Source organism: Paenibacillus sp. CR_12, assembly GCF_041953985.1.
GTDB classification, from domain to species: Bacteria; Bacillota; Bacilli; order Paenibacillales; family Paenibacillaceae; genus Paenibacillus_AQ; species Paenibacillus_AQ lautus_A.
In genome coordinates this window covers 967,199-983,198 of sequence record NZ_JAVFHO010000002.1, presented here as the reverse complement: position 1 = coordinate 983,198, position 16,000 = coordinate 967,199, and the positions used below count along the sequence as shown (strand labels likewise).

At 52.4% G+C, this 16,000-nt stretch carries 15 protein-coding genes and 1 pseudogene; 12 read left to right on the top strand and 4 right to left on the bottom strand.

Features of this window, described 5'->3' with window-relative positions:
• Nucleotides 1-67: 67 nt before the first annotated feature.
• The 3 genes from RB297_RS08135 (at nt 68) to RB297_RS08125 (ending at nt 3,521) form a co-directional block, all read left to right on the top strand.
• A complete protein-coding gene (locus RB297_RS08135) occupies nt 68-1,579 on the top strand; it encodes a rhamnulokinase (RefSeq protein WP_375120222.1) in 1,512 nt (503 codons plus the stop codon).
• 82 nt (nt 1,580-1,661) lie between these two features.
• Nucleotides 1,662-2,090, top strand: a complete 429-nt coding sequence (fucU, locus tag RB297_RS08130) for an L-fucose mutarotase (protein ID WP_096774351.1) — start codon at nt 1,662-1,664, stop codon at nt 2,088-2,090.
• A 273-nt stretch (nt 2,091-2,363) separates the two neighbouring features.
• Nucleotides 2,364-3,521: an SGNH/GDSL hydrolase family protein gene (locus RB297_RS08125; protein WP_375120221.1), complete on the top strand. Its 1,158-nt coding sequence runs from the start codon at nt 2,364-2,366 to the stop codon at nt 3,519-3,521.
• 32 nt (nt 3,522-3,553) lie between these two features.
• On the opposite strand, the gene RB297_RS08120 is transcribed toward RB297_RS08125, so the two are convergent.
• Both RB297_RS08120 and RB297_RS08115 read right to left on the bottom strand, forming a co-directional pair.
• Complete coding sequence (locus tag RB297_RS08120) at nt 3,554-3,694, bottom strand: hypothetical protein (protein ID WP_375120220.1); 141 nt, start codon at nt 3,692-3,694, stop codon at nt 3,554-3,556.
• Between the two features lie 8 nt (nt 3,695-3,702).
• Nucleotides 3,703-4,014 carry a YbjQ family protein gene (locus RB297_RS08115; RefSeq protein ID WP_053492862.1) on the bottom strand — a complete coding sequence of 104 codons (312 nt, stop codon included), beginning with the start codon at nt 4,012-4,014 and terminating at the stop codon, nt 3,703-3,705.
• Nucleotides 4,015-4,234: 220 nt separating this feature from the next.
• On the opposite strand from RB297_RS08115, the pseudogene RB297_RS08110 reads away from it, so the two are divergent.
• A pseudogene (locus RB297_RS08110) lies at nt 4,235-4,669 on the top strand (beta-xylosidase family glycoside hydrolase); the annotation flags it as partial.
• Nucleotides 4,670-4,811: 142 nt separating this feature from the next.
• On the opposite strand, the gene RB297_RS08105 reads toward RB297_RS08110, so the two are convergent.
• A complete protein-coding gene (locus RB297_RS08105) occupies nt 4,812-5,681 on the bottom strand; it encodes a DUF4183 domain-containing protein (protein WP_375120219.1) in 870 nt (289 codons plus the stop codon).
• Nucleotides 5,682-6,174: 493 nt separating this feature from the next.
• Here RB297_RS08105 and RB297_RS08100 point away from each other — a divergent pair, with 493 nt between their 5' ends.
• The 6 genes from RB297_RS08100 to RB297_RS08075 all read left to right on the top strand — a co-directional run bounded on the left by RB297_RS08100 (nt 6,175) and on the right by RB297_RS08075 (nt 12,552).
• A complete protein-coding gene (locus RB297_RS08100; RefSeq protein ID WP_096774349.1) occupies nt 6,175-6,588 on the top strand; it encodes a DUF4183 domain-containing protein in 414 nt (137 codons plus the stop codon).
• A 710-nt stretch (nt 6,589-7,298) separates the two neighbouring features.
• Complete coding sequence (locus RB297_RS08095) at nt 7,299-7,835, top strand: MauE/DoxX family redox-associated membrane protein (RefSeq protein ID WP_375120218.1); 537 nt, start codon at nt 7,299-7,301, stop codon at nt 7,833-7,835.
• Nucleotides 7,832-8,407, top strand: coding sequence for a hypothetical protein (locus RB297_RS08090; RefSeq protein ID WP_375120217.1), 576 nt, complete (start codon nt 7,832-7,834; stop codon nt 8,405-8,407). The genes RB297_RS08095 and RB297_RS08090 overlap by 4 nt, the downstream gene beginning before the upstream one ends.
• Nucleotides 8,408-8,449: 42 nt before the next feature.
• Nucleotides 8,450-10,228: an ABC transporter ATP-binding protein gene (locus RB297_RS08085; protein ID WP_375120216.1), complete on the top strand. Its 1,779-nt coding sequence runs from the start codon at nt 8,450-8,452 to the stop codon at nt 10,226-10,228.
• 271 nt (nt 10,229-10,499) lie between these two features.
• Nucleotides 10,500-11,993 carry an amidase family protein gene (locus tag RB297_RS08080; RefSeq protein ID WP_096774345.1) on the top strand — a complete coding sequence of 498 codons (1,494 nt, stop codon included), beginning with the start codon at nt 10,500-10,502 and terminating at the stop codon, nt 11,991-11,993.
• Between the two features lie 22 nt (nt 11,994-12,015).
• Nucleotides 12,016-12,552 carry a hypothetical protein gene (locus RB297_RS08075; protein WP_375120215.1) on the top strand — a complete coding sequence of 179 codons (537 nt, stop codon included), beginning with the start codon at nt 12,016-12,018 and terminating at the stop codon, nt 12,550-12,552.
• Nucleotides 12,553-12,767: 215 nt separating this feature from the next.
• On the opposite strand, the gene RB297_RS08070 is transcribed toward RB297_RS08075, so the two are convergent.
• The gene (locus RB297_RS08070; RefSeq protein ID WP_006211013.1) at nt 12,768-13,049 is read right to left on the bottom strand and encodes a CD3324 family protein; all 282 of its coding nucleotides are present in this window, start codon (nt 13,047-13,049) and stop codon (nt 12,768-12,770) included.
• A gap of 436 nt (nt 13,050-13,485) precedes the next feature.
• On the opposite strand from RB297_RS08070, the gene RB297_RS08065 reads away from it, so the two are divergent.
• Both RB297_RS08065 and RB297_RS08060 read left to right on the top strand, forming a co-directional pair.
• Nucleotides 13,486-15,204: a GAF domain-containing sensor histidine kinase gene (locus RB297_RS08065; protein WP_375120214.1), complete on the top strand. Its 1,719-nt coding sequence runs from the start codon at nt 13,486-13,488 to the stop codon at nt 15,202-15,204.
• Complete coding sequence (locus RB297_RS08060; protein WP_015736093.1) at nt 15,182-15,844, top strand: response regulator; 663 nt, start codon at nt 15,182-15,184, stop codon at nt 15,842-15,844. Before RB297_RS08065 ends, RB297_RS08060 begins: the two co-directional genes overlap by 23 nt.
• The last annotated feature ends 156 nt before the right edge of the window (nt 15,845-16,000 follow it).

The following is a 16,000-nucleotide window of genomic DNA, read 5'->3' as shown; positions in this document are numbered from 1 at the left end:
AGGCTCGGATCTCGGGTCGTTGAAATTTGAATCGGTATCGTACTTAAGGTGAGAAAGGATGCGGCGTATGAGCAATTCATCTGCGGTGCTTGCGTTTGACTTGGGGGCCAGCAGCGGCCGGGCGCTGCTGGGCGAAATCACCGCTTCTGATCATGACTCCCCCGGTATACTGAAGATTACGGAGATTCATCGTTTTGCCAATACCCCTGTTCAGATGGGAGATCATCTGCACTGGAACTTCCCGATGCTGCTCCAGGAGGTCAAGCATGGCATCCGTAAAGCGTTTCAGGACGGTTATCGCCCGGTCAGCTATGGCATCGATTCGTGGGGCGTCGATTATGGACTGATTGACCGAAACGGGGAGCTCATCGGAGTGCCTTATCATTATCGGGACCTCCGGACGGAAGGCATGGTGGAGGAAACCTGCAAGCAGGTTGGCAGAGAGCGGCTGTTTCAAGAAAGCGGCCTGCAATTCATGCCGTTCAACACCATCTTCCAATTGAATGCGATGCTTAAGGCGAAGTCGCCGATGCTGGATATCGCGGACAAGTTCCTGCTCACGCCGGATCTTCTGAATTATTTTCTTACAGGGGTTCAAGCATGCGAGTTCACCATGGCAACCACGACCCAGCTGTATCATGTTACGGAAGGCAAGTGGAATGAACGGTTAATGGATGAGCTGGGACTTCCCTCGTCCTTGTTCCTTGAACCCGTACAGCCGGGAAGCGTGATTGGCAGGTTGCAGGATGCCGTGGCGCAAGAGCTTGGCGTTCCGGCGATCGAAGCGATTGCCGTGGCGTCGCACGATACGGAATCCGCCGTGGTGGCCGTTCCGGCGAACGCCGCCAGGTTTGCTTATCTCGTATGCGGGACCTGGTCGCTTCTCGGAACCGAGCTGCCGGACCCGCTCGTTCACCCGGACGTGCTGGAAGAAGACTTCTCCAATGAGGGTGGGGCTTATCAATCCTTTCAATTGCTGAAGAATATCATGGGCCTCTGGATTCTTCAGGAGTGCAAGCGGCAGTGGGAAAATGAGGGACTGAAGTATTCTTATGCAGAGCTGGTTGAGCTCGCGGAGGACGCGGAGCCTTTCCGCAGCCTCATCCATCCCGATGATCTGCGCTTCATGAATCCGGCCGATATGACGGCTGAAATTCGGGATTATTGCCTGGAGACCGGGCAGCCCGTTCCGCAAAGCGCCGGTGAGTATGTCCAGTGCATACTGCAAAGCCTGGCCCTAAGATACCGGGAAGTGCTTGAACGGATGGAAGTCCTGACAGGGCAAGCGTACGATGGGCTTCATATGGTTGGCGGCGGCATTCAAAACGAGCTGTTATGCCGATATACGGCGAATGCCATGGGCCGTACGGTGTGGGCCGGTCCGGTCGAAGCCAGCGCCATCGGGAACATGCTGGTTCAATTTGTGGCCAATGGCACGCTGCGCAGCAGGGAAGAGGGAGTCGAGCTCGTGAAGCGGTCTTTTCCGCTGGCCTGGTATGAACCCGAATCCAGTGAGGATTGGGAGGCGGCGTTCCTGCGTTACAAGTCCTTGATCGGACAGCAGCAGGGACAGCCGTGATCATGAGAGCGTTCAGGGACTGACAGCTCCCTGTTAAGATTCTCAACTTGCTTCAAAATCTGATAAAGAAGGATGTCGTTCCATGCTAAAAGGCATATCTCATTTGCTCTCGCCTGAGCTGCTGAAAATACTTATGGAGATGGGGCACGCGGATGAAATCGTTCTCGGCGACGCCAATTTCCCTGCAGCCAGTCACGCCCGGCGGTTGGTCCGGGCAGACGGACACGGAATCCCTGCGTTATTAAACGCCATATTGCCGTTATTTCCGCTGGATACGTACGTCGAATCCCCGGTAGCGCTGATGGCCGTCACCCCCGGAGATACCGTGGAAACGCCGATCTGGGAGGATTATCGCAAGATCGTGCAGCAGTTTCACGCCGTTCCCGTTGATTTCGACGAGATGGAGCGTTTCTCGTTCTATGAACGCGCCAAGAATGCGTATGCCATCGTGTCGACGGGCGAACAAGCGCTGTATGCCAATGTTATCCTTAAAAAGGGCGTAGTCGTTTAGACTAACCGATGCAAGTGTTAAAGAAGAGATCGCTGCGGCGGTCTTTTTTTTTCGGTTTCCAATGGTTCAAGCGGTTTTCATCATCATGCGTAAAAAATAAACACAACACCGCCGGATTGAACTACAATGAGCATTAGGCCAGATAACTCAGCTGGTGTTTATGATGATCAAGTCAATGGAGGAGAACAGGCAACGCAGGAACACAGCGGGAAAGAAAGACGCCAAGATGATTCCGGCAAATACATACCATCATAAAAATGAAGGTGAGATATTGTGAGAGGAACATACGCATCTTTATCGGTCGTATCAACGGCAACCAATTATATTATGGAGCAAGACAATGTAATGACGCGCACCTATCGTACCTATATCAAACCGAGAGAGTCCGGGCAGCTTGAGCTGAGATTCTGGCACAGCAACTCGGTAGATTCCACGTGGGATGTGGGCTCGGTGGCCAAAGGGAGTATGCCAGGGGGAGCGTGGCGGATTGAAGCGGCTTATGCTGCCGATGGCGGCATCGGTCGGGATGGGCAGGTTGTGCCTGGGACAAGCGTGCAGGTTATGTTTGACGGGAATCCGGGTAAAACGGTAGCTCCCGGCGAGACGTTTTGGAGCGATCCGTTGCAGATCGAACTGCCCAAGGGACATGATTTGGCGTTCACGTGGACGATAACGACGCTTTCATCAGGTAAAACGGTGCCATACAATACGGAGGGGCTGCTTGTAACGGCTTATGAAGCTGAAGGGAATAAGGCGGATGACGAGTTTGGAGCAGCGTTCGTCCCGGCAGCGAGCCGCTTGGTCATGCCTGCATTTGCCGGGTATGCCAGATCGGTCAAGCAGCGGATGATCTTCCTAGGGGACTCTATTACACAAGGCGTAAGAACCGCGAAAGACGGCTACCAGTACTGGGTGTCCCGCATTGCGGATGGCCTCGGGCAGGACTACAGCGTATGGAATATCGGTTCCGGCTGGGCAAGGGCATATGATGCCTCGGCAGACGGTCCGTGGCTAGCGAAGGCAGCCGAAGGAGATATTGTTGTTATAGCGCTTGGGGTAAACGATATCGATATCGGAGCGAGAAGCTCCCGGGAACTGCTGGATGATTTATCAGCGATTGTAAAGCGTTTGAAACAGAGGGGAGATGGAACAAAAGCTCGAATCATTCTCTTTACAGTACCCCCGTTCAATTTTATGGGAGACAGGGAAGCGCTATGGCGTACCGTCAACGAAGCGATTCGCACCCGCCCTCCGGAAGGCGTGGACGCCGTGTTCGATATCGCAGATATTCTGTCCTGCCCTGCTCCGGAGGAACATCGGATCGAGCCGAAGTATATGAGCTCTTCCGATGATCCGCATCCGAATGGCCAAGCAGGAGCGGTGATTGCTGATGCTTTCCTGAAGTGGTTTGAGGCACAGCCGAAAAACTAAATCCGCACAGGCGGTTGAAAATGGAGATTTACTCAGATGGAAATGGACGGGTCGGTTTCATGCCAATGGTTGATGGAGAAAACAGCGCCAGTCAGACCGTAATCGCTCTGACTGGTCGTGGCTTCATCAAACTGCCATAAGCCGATAACTGGCTGATTGGCGTCGTTCGTCACTGTACAGGTTATACCACCACAGCTGTACCGCTGACGGCCACCATCAGCATTCCCTCACGAATGACCTCATAGTCGATGTCCACCGCTACGATAGCGTTGGCCCCCATTCGCTCAGCCTTGTCTTTCATCTCGGCAAACGCTACATCCCTTGCTTCCTGCAGTTTGTTCTCGTAGGCTCCCGAGCGCCCACCAACAAAATCGGTAATGGAGGCCATAAAGTCCCTCACTACATTAGCGCCCATAATGACTTCGCCGTTCACAATGCCGATATACCTTTTAACCGGGTAACCTTCAATGGTAGATGTTGTTGTCATAATCATATGATCGTCCTTCTTTCAAATAATTTTTCAATAGCGTTTAGGAATAAAAACACCTTTCACCTGATGCTGATTTGGATAGCAGTACTAGGAAATATACGATCGTTTACCAGCGTGAGTGCTTTCTTTTAGTACGCCGACAGAAGAGGATTGGTTTCATGAATGGGCGTAAGAAGACAATTATCCGATGGAAAATGCTTATTGAAGGACGTGCGGGCGACGATTAAGGCACTTTTCTTGCAATATATCCGCTGCTCTGGACTTTGAGCCTGCAAACGAGGGGGAAGAAGCGGGATTAACCGTATTTATGAATGAAAGGTATCATTATGATCTGGCCGTAAAGCTTATAAACGGGGAAAAAACGATCGTATTCAGACGTACCGTGGGGTCGCTTAGCGTAGAACAAACCAGTCGATGTCCGTAGGGGCCTGTCGTGTTACGAATCGAAGCAATGCCCGAGCATTTCCGATTCTCCATGGGACAAAGTTCATCAGAGGTCCTGAATATGGGATCAGGTGAAACCCATCTGCTTGCGACGGAAGTAGCCGGCGGATTTACAGGGTTAATGATTGCTATGTATGCATTCGGCGACAATGGAACAACCCCTGCGCTGTTCGACTGGTTCGATTATGAAGTCATCGATAGCCGGGCCGAATAGTCGAATTCGATAAGATGAAAGAGAGGGGACCGTTTATTTCGGTAACATGTTAAGAAGCAGAGAAAAAAGACATCTTCCTTGCGGCAGATGTCTTTTTGCGCGAACCTTGCTGCCCGCCGCAGCGGGGTATTTTGCTCACCGTTCAAGCTACCACCTGAACGGTGAGATACAGCACCTCCAGCAAGATGGGCGTTCCGGCCAGAAGCACATCGCCGGGAGAATATAAGGTTAGTGCCTCCGAAGTGATGGTGTAGATACGGCCTTCCTGAATCATGCCGTTGATATAAACGGTCGAGGAGCTGTTCGGACCTACCATAATGCTCTGAAATGCCTGGTTACCGTCGTCATCCGTAAATTGTCCGGCAGATATGACGAAGGGATCATCCAGACTAACCTGGGACATCAATACGTAAAAATAGCGAAGCGTGGTCGGCAGCACGTTAATCTCCGGCACGATGACGCTTCCGGGGATTCCTTGAGGGCCTTGCGGCCCCGTGGGCCCCTGGATTCCAGCCGGCCCCTCCATACCTGGAGTGCCTGGAACGCCTTGAGGACCTTGGGGTCCCATCGGTCCGGGAATGCCCGCCGGTCCCTCCATACCTGGAGTGCCTGGAGCGCCTTGAGGACCTTGGGGTCCCACCGGTCCGGGAATGCCCGCCGGTCCCTCCATACCTGGAGTGCCTGGAACGCCTTGAGGACCTTGGGGTCCCATCGGTCCGGGAATGCCCACCGGTCCCTCCATACCTGGAGTGCCTGGAGCGCCTTGAGGACCTTGGGGTCCCACCGGTCCGGGAATGCCCGCCGGCCCCTCCATGCCAGGGTTGCCTGGAGCGCCCTGAGGACCTTGGAGTCCCATCGGTCCGGGAATGCCCGCCGGCCCCTCCACACCTGGAGTGCCTAGAGCGCCCTGAGGGCCTTGGGGTCCCACCGGTCCGGGAATGCCCGCTGCTCCCTCCGAGCCAGGGTTGCCATGAATGCCCTGGGGTCCTTGGAGCCCGGCTGGCCCCGCCAAGCCCGGGTTCCCAGGAACGACTTGAGGGAATAGAGGTAATAGTGTCGATAAGAATTTTTTTGGACTGCGTCCCACTTGACGTCTATGCTGAAGAGCTGAGGGGGTGGTCCGATGAGTGGATCTAGGGTTGCATCTCCATTTTCGTTTGCCTGCCGACACGACTCGTTTGTATTTTCGCTTCTTGCAGTTGCTTCGTTTTCGATATTCTGCAGCTTTTAGAATTCGATATCGTTTCCGCTTGATCACGGGAGTTTTCAGTCTTATCCCCCCTCCCCCCGGATGAATGTCTGTACTTAGTTTATGTCATTGGAGAAGGACTCGAGTGGACATTTATCCTTTCTTCGGTGATATATTGGCCTGAGCATGGATTCATTCACTGTTTGTTTTTTTATATAGTGGGAGAATGTCAGAACCAAATCTCAGAATCTATCATTTAATGATAATGTGGCACAGCCATATTTATTCTATCTAAGACAAGAGAGGAGTGAAGATCATGCCAGTTATTAAACCTATCATTACCGCGGTCGCATCGGTTCCCGTTGCAACCGGCGGCACGATCACCACGACGGTAACGCCAACCGTAACCCGTTATTTTGCGCTGGTCGACGAAGCGATGATCGGTGCAGACTCGATTACCATGCCGGCCACGAGTTTCATCGATGATGCCGAAGCACCCGTGACGGCATTTCCCGCGTTGACAGGCACTGAATACTTTAATGTGTATATTAACGGGATGCTGCAGCAGCTTGCGTTATCGACTTTGACAACCGCCAGCTTGGTGCTCGATACGACGGATGTTCCGGCGGGAATACCGGTACTGTTGGAAATTGCCAGCTTCACGAATACGGCCTCCGCCATCACGACACAGCCTACCATTTCGGCGCCGGTCATTACGATCATCAGTTAAATTGGTAAGCAATGGGCTGCCCCGATTAACAAAATGGGGCGGCCTTTTGTGTATGTAATTTCTTTAATTAGGGATAATATTCTATTATTTTACTATAAGATATTATCCTTGTAAGAAATGATAAATATAGTATATTAAAATTATCCTGCAAGCCAGCTAGTTAGCATAAACCACTTACACCCCTCAGAAATTGAACCCGCTTACAAACGACACGGCATAAAAAAATTGGAAGAACCCTGCAGCCAGCGTTCAACACACTCCAAAGCTTTTTGCATAGCAACACCTTTCATATAAATGGATGAACTTCATGACTTGAAAGGAGGTGAGCATTAATGTGCATTCTTCGTCATACTTCCTGTAACACTACGGAGCAATGCGGACGCGACAAATTCGGCGTTCGTCTTGAAGTATGGGACTGCGGCAACGGTTCCGAAGAGAGATATACTTGCGGCTGTTAATTTTTTGTAAACGCATGAACCTATCACTTATACACAGCGGAACTTCTTGTTCCGCTGTTTCTATTTCACGCAGGGCATGCGGCTTCCTATTACGGTTGAAGAGTGAGGGGTCGAATATGGTTTTGGGTCCATTGCAGTATGATCGTGAACGGGTGAACAGCGAAGAAAAACGGCAAGGTGCAGTCCAAGCAAGATATCAAAGTCATCGAATGGGGGCTTGGTCCCCCTGGTTGTCGGGAAGGAGAATGAACCATGTCCATGAGCGCGCTTTGCCTTTTGTTTCTGACCTTGGTGTTTGTGTTTTCGGGAGTGTCGAAACTGTTATCGTTAGCGGATTTCAGGACGACGATCGAACGGTTGCAGATGCCTGCAGGCCGCTTACGGATTGTACCTGTTCTCATTTGCGCCGCTGAGATTGCAGCCGGGGCGGGTTTATTGTTTTCCTGGAGCAGAGCCGCTGCGCAGATCGCGATTTTTACTTTGCTGGCAGGGTTCGGATACGCCGTTTATCAAGCCAGGGTGGTGCAGAATCAGGAGATCCAATGCAGCTGCTTTGGCTCATGGTCTAGTGAGGCCCTCGGCTTGAATACGGTCGTTAAGATTGCATGCTTAGGTATATTGAATGCGCTAATTTGGCTTTTGTCCGAACCCGTGAATCTCTTCCTCATGCCGGCCCAAGAAGCGGTTCTTACTATGCTGTCGGCCGGCGGCATTGCCGTTATTTCGTTGGTGGCGGTGAATGCGTATACTCTTGATTCATTACAGGCGAAGGAGGGAACGAATCCATGAATTTGATTACGACCGTGCTCGTAATTCAGTATGGCTTGATATTCAGCTTGGCTTTCTTCGTGTTCAAACTGTATCGTCAGGTTCGGGAGTTGAAGTTGAAGCCGCAGACAGTCGTGACCGGGCACGAGATGCCTGCGGTTCCGAAGGAAGGGCTCGAGCTTGGCACGCAGATTCCTCGGGCAGCCTATACGAGCATGGCCGGTGATACCGTGAATTTGTACGACGGCAAGCCCAAAATTCTATTGTTCACGATGAACCATTGCAATGCCTGCAAAGAAACGTACGGGGCCATCAAAGCGTTTATGGCTTCGCATCCGGATCTTTCGGTCACGCTATTCCTATATGCCCAGGATGCGGATGAGGCCGCAGAAATGGCGGTTGCCAATGAGTTAACCGATATGCAGGTCGTGTGGGCAGACCGGGCTATGATCGATTCGTTTAAAGTGAACCGGTTTCCGTTGGCGTTCTACCTATCCGAGGAGCAGCTCGTCATCAACAAAAGCGTCACGAATTATTTGCATCATTTAGAACAAATGATCAACCAGCTGCCTCATGCAAACCTTCAGCCCTAAACAAATCGGCTTAGCGACGAAGGAGGCTCAAGGTTATACAACATGAAATATGCAAACCTGATGTTCGAGGTTATGAAGCAGGTGTACCGCGTCTCTCCGCGGATGTTCACCAGATCGACCATGATTTATTTAATGCAGGCCTTTTTGCCCGTTGCCCAGATTTATATTACGGCTCAAGTCATAGACGCCGTTACCGGCGTGTTGATTCGGGATCAAGCTCCATACCAAGCATTGTATTGGCTGTTACTCCAGATGGCGGTCATTCTGATTGGCCTCGTGCTGGCATCTCTTCAAAAGTATACCGAGCGAAAGATGAATGCTTATGTATCCTACTGGTTTAATCTCCAAGTGTCGGAGAAGCTAAGCAAGCTTCCGTTCGTATTCTTTGAATCTCCGGAAAGCTACGACAAGCTGCAGCGTGCTCTTCGCAATCTGAATATATGCGGAATTAACATGGTGTTTTACATGTTCTCGATTATTCAGAACCTCATCACGTTGACGGGTTTGCTCGTGCTCTTGTTCAGCTTTCATTACATATTGCCTATCGTTATGCTGCTTCTGATCGTTCCGCTGTTGATCATCCAGAAGAAAGAGGGGGCTTCCCGCTTCGTGGTCATTCATCAGCAGACGGCTTCGTCCCGTATGGCGGCCTACATGAACCAACTGCTGCAGACGAAGGAAGCGGCCAAGGAAATCCGGCTGTTTCATGCCAAAGATTATTTATTGAACAAATGGCGGGGCATCTATTTCAAAAATACGTATGAAATGCTGGGTGTCGAGCGGAAAAACATGAAGAATCGCCTGATCGTGGAAGGGGCGGTGACGATTTGTTCTTTTAGCATTTTAGCCGTGTTCGTCTGGCTCGGCTCACGCCTCAAACTAACCATCGGCAGTTATGTCGCCCTCTATCAAGCGGTCCAGGACACGCGATATTCCATCCAGAACATCAGTCAGAACATCGGGCAAATCTATCATGACGGTCTGTTTATCCACGAATTGTTCGAATTTCTGGATACGCCGGTTCCGCAGCCGGAAAAAGCTCTGCCGATGACCACGCCTTTGCGTGAAGGAATCGAAGTCGATCGCGTTACCTTTTGCTATCCGAATCAAGATAAGCCTGTGCTTGACGATTTGACGATTCGTATCAAGCCCGGAGAAAAGGTTGCCATTGTCGGGGAGAACGGTGCGGGGAAGAGCACGCTCGTAAAAATCATGCTAGGCTTGTATGAACCGACGCATGGCGTTGTGCGCTATGGCGGCATCCCGATCCAGGATTATGATACCGTCAGCTTCCGCAGCAAAGTAACGGCGGTGTTCCAGGATTTTTATCGATATGAATGGACCCTTGAGGCTAACATTGCGCTGCGTGAGCATGATCCGGACGACCGGCAAGCCCATCGCCGATTGAATCATGCCATGGAGAAGGCCGCGATGACCCCGCTAGTAGATTCGCTGCCGGACGGAGTAGCAACCCAGCTGGGTACGCGCTTCTCCGGCGGGCGCGAACTGTCTCAGGGCCAATGGCAGAAGGTCGCGATCGCCCGGGCGTTCTATCGGGAATTCGAAGTGATCTATCTGGACGAGCCGACGGCGGCCGTAGACCCGCTTACGGAATCCGCGATATTCGAGAGCCTGATGTACATGACCGAAGGCAAAACCGCCATCTTCATATCGCACCGATTGGGAAGCTGCAGACATGCGGACCGCATTCTCGTCCTCAAGGAAGGGAGAATCGTTGAAGAGGGAAAACATGAGGAATTAATCGGACAGGGAGCCCATTATGCCGAGATGTTCAATAAGCAGGCCCAGTGGTATCGCTAGCATGCGGCACCGGTTTTGAAGCGCGTGCGAAAGTTAAGCGGAGCGGATCAAGAAGTCATTCTTGGTCCGCTTCCTGCGTTTAGTTTACGTTAGGAGGGGCAAGCCGCCATGGGAGACGAGAGAGCCGCTAAGATGCCGACCGATTGCGTGCCAGAAGGAGTTTCGTGTCTGAATCCCGAATTGAATAGGGACTTGAAACATCTGGAGGCTAAAATATGAAACGTTAAACCCCACACCTGCCGCAAGACCAGAAAAATAAGGGGGACCATATATGAGCTTGGATAAAAGAACATGGATTGTGGAAGCAACCATAGCGGATATGCAGCATGCCATGGAAGAAGGCTGGATGTCTTCGGTCGAACTGGTGCAATTGTATCTGGAACGGATCGGGTTATACGATGGATGGCTTCGCTCGATTCTAGAGGTGAACCCGGATGCGCTGCAGATTGCCCGAGAGCTGGATCAGGAGCGCAGAAACTTGGGAGCGCGGGGACGGCTGCACGGGATTCCGATACTGCTCAAAGACAACATCGACACCGGGGATCGGCTGCATACGAGCGCCGGCTCCATCACGCTGGCCGATTCGTACGCCGCCAAAGATTCCTTTGTTGCCGCAAAGCTCCGAGAGGCGGGGGCCGTTATTCTGGGCAAGAGCAACATGACCGAGTGGGCGAATTTCATGTCCTCGACCATGTGGGCAGGATACTCGTCAAGACGCGGGCTTACTTTAAATCCCTACGGTCCCGGCGAAATGTTCGTCGGAGGTTCGAGCTCCGGTTCCGGAGCTGCAGTGGCGGCGAATTTGGCTGCGGCAGCCATCGGCACGGAAACTTCGGGATCGATTATCAGCCCTTCCAGCCAGAACAGTCTGGTTGGCTTGAAGCCGACGATCGGTCTGGTAAGCCGGACGGGCATCATTCCCATCACGCATACGCAGGATACGGCAGGTCCAATGACCCGAACGGTGGAAGATGCCGCGATTCTGCTTGGCGCGATCGCGGGTGCGGATGACCTGGACGAGGTGACCAAGACAGCTGCTCAAGCAAGGGTAGAGGATTACACGAAGTTTCTGGACGCCAGTTATCTGAAGCGGGCACGAATCGGGATTCCCCGATACTACTATAAGCACCTGGATCGGGATAGACTAGATATCGTAGAGTCTGCCATTGATGTTCTTCGCGAACAAGGCGCGACCATCATCGATCCGGTGGAACTGCCATGCCAGGGCACCCGCTGGGATGCCAACGTACTTCGCTATGAATTCAAGAAATACGTCAATGATTATTTGGCGAATGTAGATCCGTCCCTGCCGGTTCATTCATTAGCTGAGGTTATCGCCTATAATGAGGCACACGCCGACACAGCCCTGAAATATGGACAGGATACGCTGATTTGGGCCGAGGAAACAAGCGGCACGTTGACCGAAAAAGAGTATTTGGAGAGCAGGCGGAGGAACAAGGAAAGGGCGGGCACCATGGGGATTGACCATGTACTTAGGGAGCATCAGCTGGACGCGCTGCTGTTTCTGGGTAATGAATATGGACCCGATCTGGCTGCCCGTGCAGGGCATCCTTCGGTTACCGTTCCCGGCGGTTATGCCGAGAATGGGATCATAGCTCCGGGAGGATACAACACCAAAGGTCCTCAAGGCATTACATTCATCGGGACGGCTTATAGCGAGCCGGTGCTGATTCGGTTAGCCTACGGCTTCGAGCAGGCCACCAAGCATCGTGTACCGCCGAAGCTTTCATCCCAGTCATCATAGTAAAGAGAGGTGATGTTCCATCATGCCGCGCAATTTGGAATATGTCCCGTACGGCTACGAGCCCCCGAAGCCGACCACGAAAGGCACCTTGATATTCTACGATCTTTTTGAGCAGGATCAGGTGGCCCTCGAGCAGGCGGCTGCCATCTTGGAGGAACGATCCTTCGCAAAGTTGGTGTTGTATCCGCTGCACGAAGAGACGGTGAAGCGGATGTTCAAGGAGCCGGTGAGCCCTTATTACAAGCGGGAGAAACAGCTTCAGGAATGGATTGAGGAGCTTGGAAGATCTTCGGTCGTGATTGAATCGTTCGAGTCGAAGCGAAAAAAATACACGCCGATCGATACGGCGCTTCGACATCTGGTCGAGAAGTACGGAAGTCCCCATTTTCTTCTCATGACTCCGGAGGTAGCTAACGTGTTTGCTTCGTTTTCTTCCTTCGAGGAATGGATCGTGAAGCTGAGGCTGATCTTGTTGTCCGAGCCGCCGGTTCTGCATCCGAGGCTGGAGAAATTCCGCCATCGATGGGATGTAGCCGGGGAGAAGCGGGAAGAACTTTAGGGTACAATCAAGCCCGGCTGCAGCTCGTTTGCAGCCGGGCCTTTTCTATGGTGCAGACCAATCGGACAGGGTGGCAATGCGGTAAAAATGCCGAACAGCCCTAAAAACGGTACATCACGGGTTCACCGTGCCCGATCCATGCAACATGAAAAGGACTGTACCCCGTGGGAACAGTCCTATGTTAATCCGTGCGGAGACCGTTAAACCTCATCGGTTCAGGTCCCTACGCGGGTAAGTTTACTTATGATCTTGCGTACGCTTTCTCCAGACAGGAAGTAGGTCCGTTCCAATTCCTCAATGGACCGTCCTTTGCAGTAAGCGCGATACATTTCTTTATTGCGACTTTCGATGCGTTGTTTGGAACCGCTTAACTCTCCCCAGCCGGCTCTTTGCTCGCTCTGTTTCGGTATGTAGAGTAATTCTCCGTCTATATACTGTTGAATTTGCTGCAGCAGCTCGGGGGGAAGCACTTCTCTTCCGTTCTTGTAATGGCCCATCGATGCCCTCCTCTTTCTGTGTACATATTTAAGCTATCGCTGAGTTTCAAAACAATTGCATTGATCATGCTTGCCCTCCTCCTTTCGTGAAATTGGTTTTTTTAGATTTTGGTTTTATTGGAGTTGAAAATAGATATAGGGAGCCCGCGGCGGGCTCCCATTTAACGGATATTCGCTTTACGCGAATACCACCTCACGGATCTGAATCATTGCAATCAGCCTCCTTTCAGCTCATTTCGTCGGCCCGACTTCTATATTAAGCCATATGTAGGTGGAAATTTGCAAGAGATAAAACAATATTAATTGTTTTTTACCACAATTCATGGGATGAATGATCTGCACCGGCCAGGAATTCCATTCGGAATTTGGATGGTGCGTGACAGGATTATATAATATAGTTACTTCAGAATGCAAAATAAAGAAGGAGCTTGCTTGTATGTCCACTCACGACCCGCATATCCAGGAGTTAATCACGTTGAAGACGATTGCCGAAACGCTGAACGAATCCAATGAGTTAGCCCCCATGCTGGACGTTGTTATCGGCAAACTGCTGGAGCTGACCGGACTTACGACCGGCTGGCTGTTCCTGGTGGAAGAGAAGAGAACGCATGAATTCGTAGCGGGCCGGAATCTGCCGCCCGCTCTGAGACGGGAAGATGACGAACCGATGAGGTGCGGCAGCTGCTGGTGCCTGGAGCGCTATGATGACGGCCGACTGAAAAATGCCGTGAACATTTTGAATTGCAAACGTCTGGATAACGCCGTTCGTTATCAGTGGGGCGACACGGAGGGAATTACCCATCATGCTACCGTTCCGCTGCGTTCCGGCAGCCGCAGGTTCGGCGTGCTGAATGTGGCCGCACCCGGGAAGCTTCATTTTTCCAAGGAGGAGCTGGCGCTGCTGGAATCGGTAGCCTACCAAATCGGCACCGCCATCGAGCGCATGCGTCTGTACGCGGCTGAGCAGCGTCGGGCTGATTTGTTCGCCCGGCTAGGAGAATATAGCAGCGCGCTAGGCGCTTATGCATCCCAAGCGGTGAGCCGGGCCGAATTAACGGAGCAGGTGATAAGTTTGCTCGGCCGTTATTTTGATTGGCCGGTTGCGGCGCTGCTGGAACCGGTGGGCCAGGAAATCACGCTGCGTGCGCTATACAGCGGCGGACAGACCACGCTGCCCCATGCCAAATTTCCGCTAGCCGACATGGCTCGGACCGGTCCTGATGCAGTGAAGCGCTCAGCAGAGCCGGTCGGCGATCCGGATGCGCAGCAACTTGCGGATCAACTGGTGGAGAAAGGATGGATAGCTCCCATTCGTCGAGCCGTTGCGGTACCGCTTGCGGTTGCTTCGGACTCCTTAACCGGGATGCTTTTGGTGGGCTATGATCAGTATGGAGACCAGCATCGGGCGGACATGGAGGTTATCGAGGCCATAGCGGAGCATATCGGCATGACGCTTCAGCGCATCCGTTTGGAGGAGAACCGGCGGGAGCTCGCAAGGATGGATGAACGAAATCGCCTGGCCCGGGACCTGCACGACTCGGTAAGCCAAACCCTGTTCTCGCTGGTGATGATGTCCAAAGGTGTAGGGGGGATGATTGCCGCTGAACCGGATGGGCAGAAAAGCTTGCTCCAGGACACGATCCGCGATATCCAGTCATTATCGCAAAGCGCACTAAAGGAAATGCGGGAGCTGATCATGCAGCTTCGCCCGCCCGGACTTGAGGAGGGGCTGATGACAGGTCTAAAGCAATACGGCGAACGATTGAAGCTTCATGTGCGTACACATATCACCGGGATGCAGGAGCTGCCGCGGATCGCGGAAGAGGCGTTGTGGAGGATCGGGCAAGAGGCGCTGAACAATGTGAGCAAGCATGCGGATACGAAGGAAGTAACGGTAGCGTTGTCCTTGCAAAACGATGAAGCGGAGCTTCGGATCGAGGATCAAGGGCGCGGGATAACCAAGCAGCGATGGAACGAGCTGACGCGGCATTCCATCGGCCTGTCCAGCATGCGGGAGCGGGCCGAATCGCTCGGAGGCCAGTTCCGTTTATACAGCGTGCACCGGGAGGGAACCATCATTGAGGTTACGATACCCTTGAAGGCGGTCACAACAGAGAAAGGGGGGATAACCGATGATCCGATTGTTAATAGCTGACGATCACGCCATGGTACGGCGGGGCCTCCAGGTTTTTCTGGCGACGCAGCCGGATATCGAAATGGTGGGAGAAGCCGCGAATGGCGAAGAGACGCTGGAACAGGCCAAACTTTTGCTGCCTGATGTCGTGTTGATGGATTTGAATATGCCTGTATTGAATGGCATCGATACCACGGCACGTTTGAAAAAAGAACTGCCTCATATCAAAGTGATCGTACTGACCTCGTTTGTTGATTACGATCATGTTCTGCCTGCGATTCGAGCGGGTGCTCGCGGCTATCTCCTGAAGGATATCGAGCCGGAGGAATTGGTAGCCGGGATCCGACGCGTGTTCCAAGGACAGGTCGAATTGCATCCGGATGCTGCCGGCCTGCTCATGACGCATGTTACTTCCCCGGCGGGAGAGGATGAGGCCAATGGGTCCAGCCATCAGGAAGCTGCGCAGCTCGATAAGCTTACCCGCCGAGAGCAGGAAGTATTGCAGCTGATTGCCTCCGGGATGAATAACAGGGAAATCAGCGAAGCGCTTTATATTACCGAGAAGACGGTCAAAACCCATGTCAGCCACCTGCTGGATAAGCTGGGGGTTGCCGACCGGACACAGGCTGCCATCTATGCGCTTAAGCATGGAATCGTATAGGATTAGGGATTTGCTGCTTATGCAATATAACCGTACATAATGATCATTTCTCAGACTATAGTCGTAGAAGCTCTCAGCCGAAGGCATGAGAGCTTTTGCTCGTAAAATCACTCGATATGTTGACGATTTCGTGACGTGCCTCCTCTACAATGTATT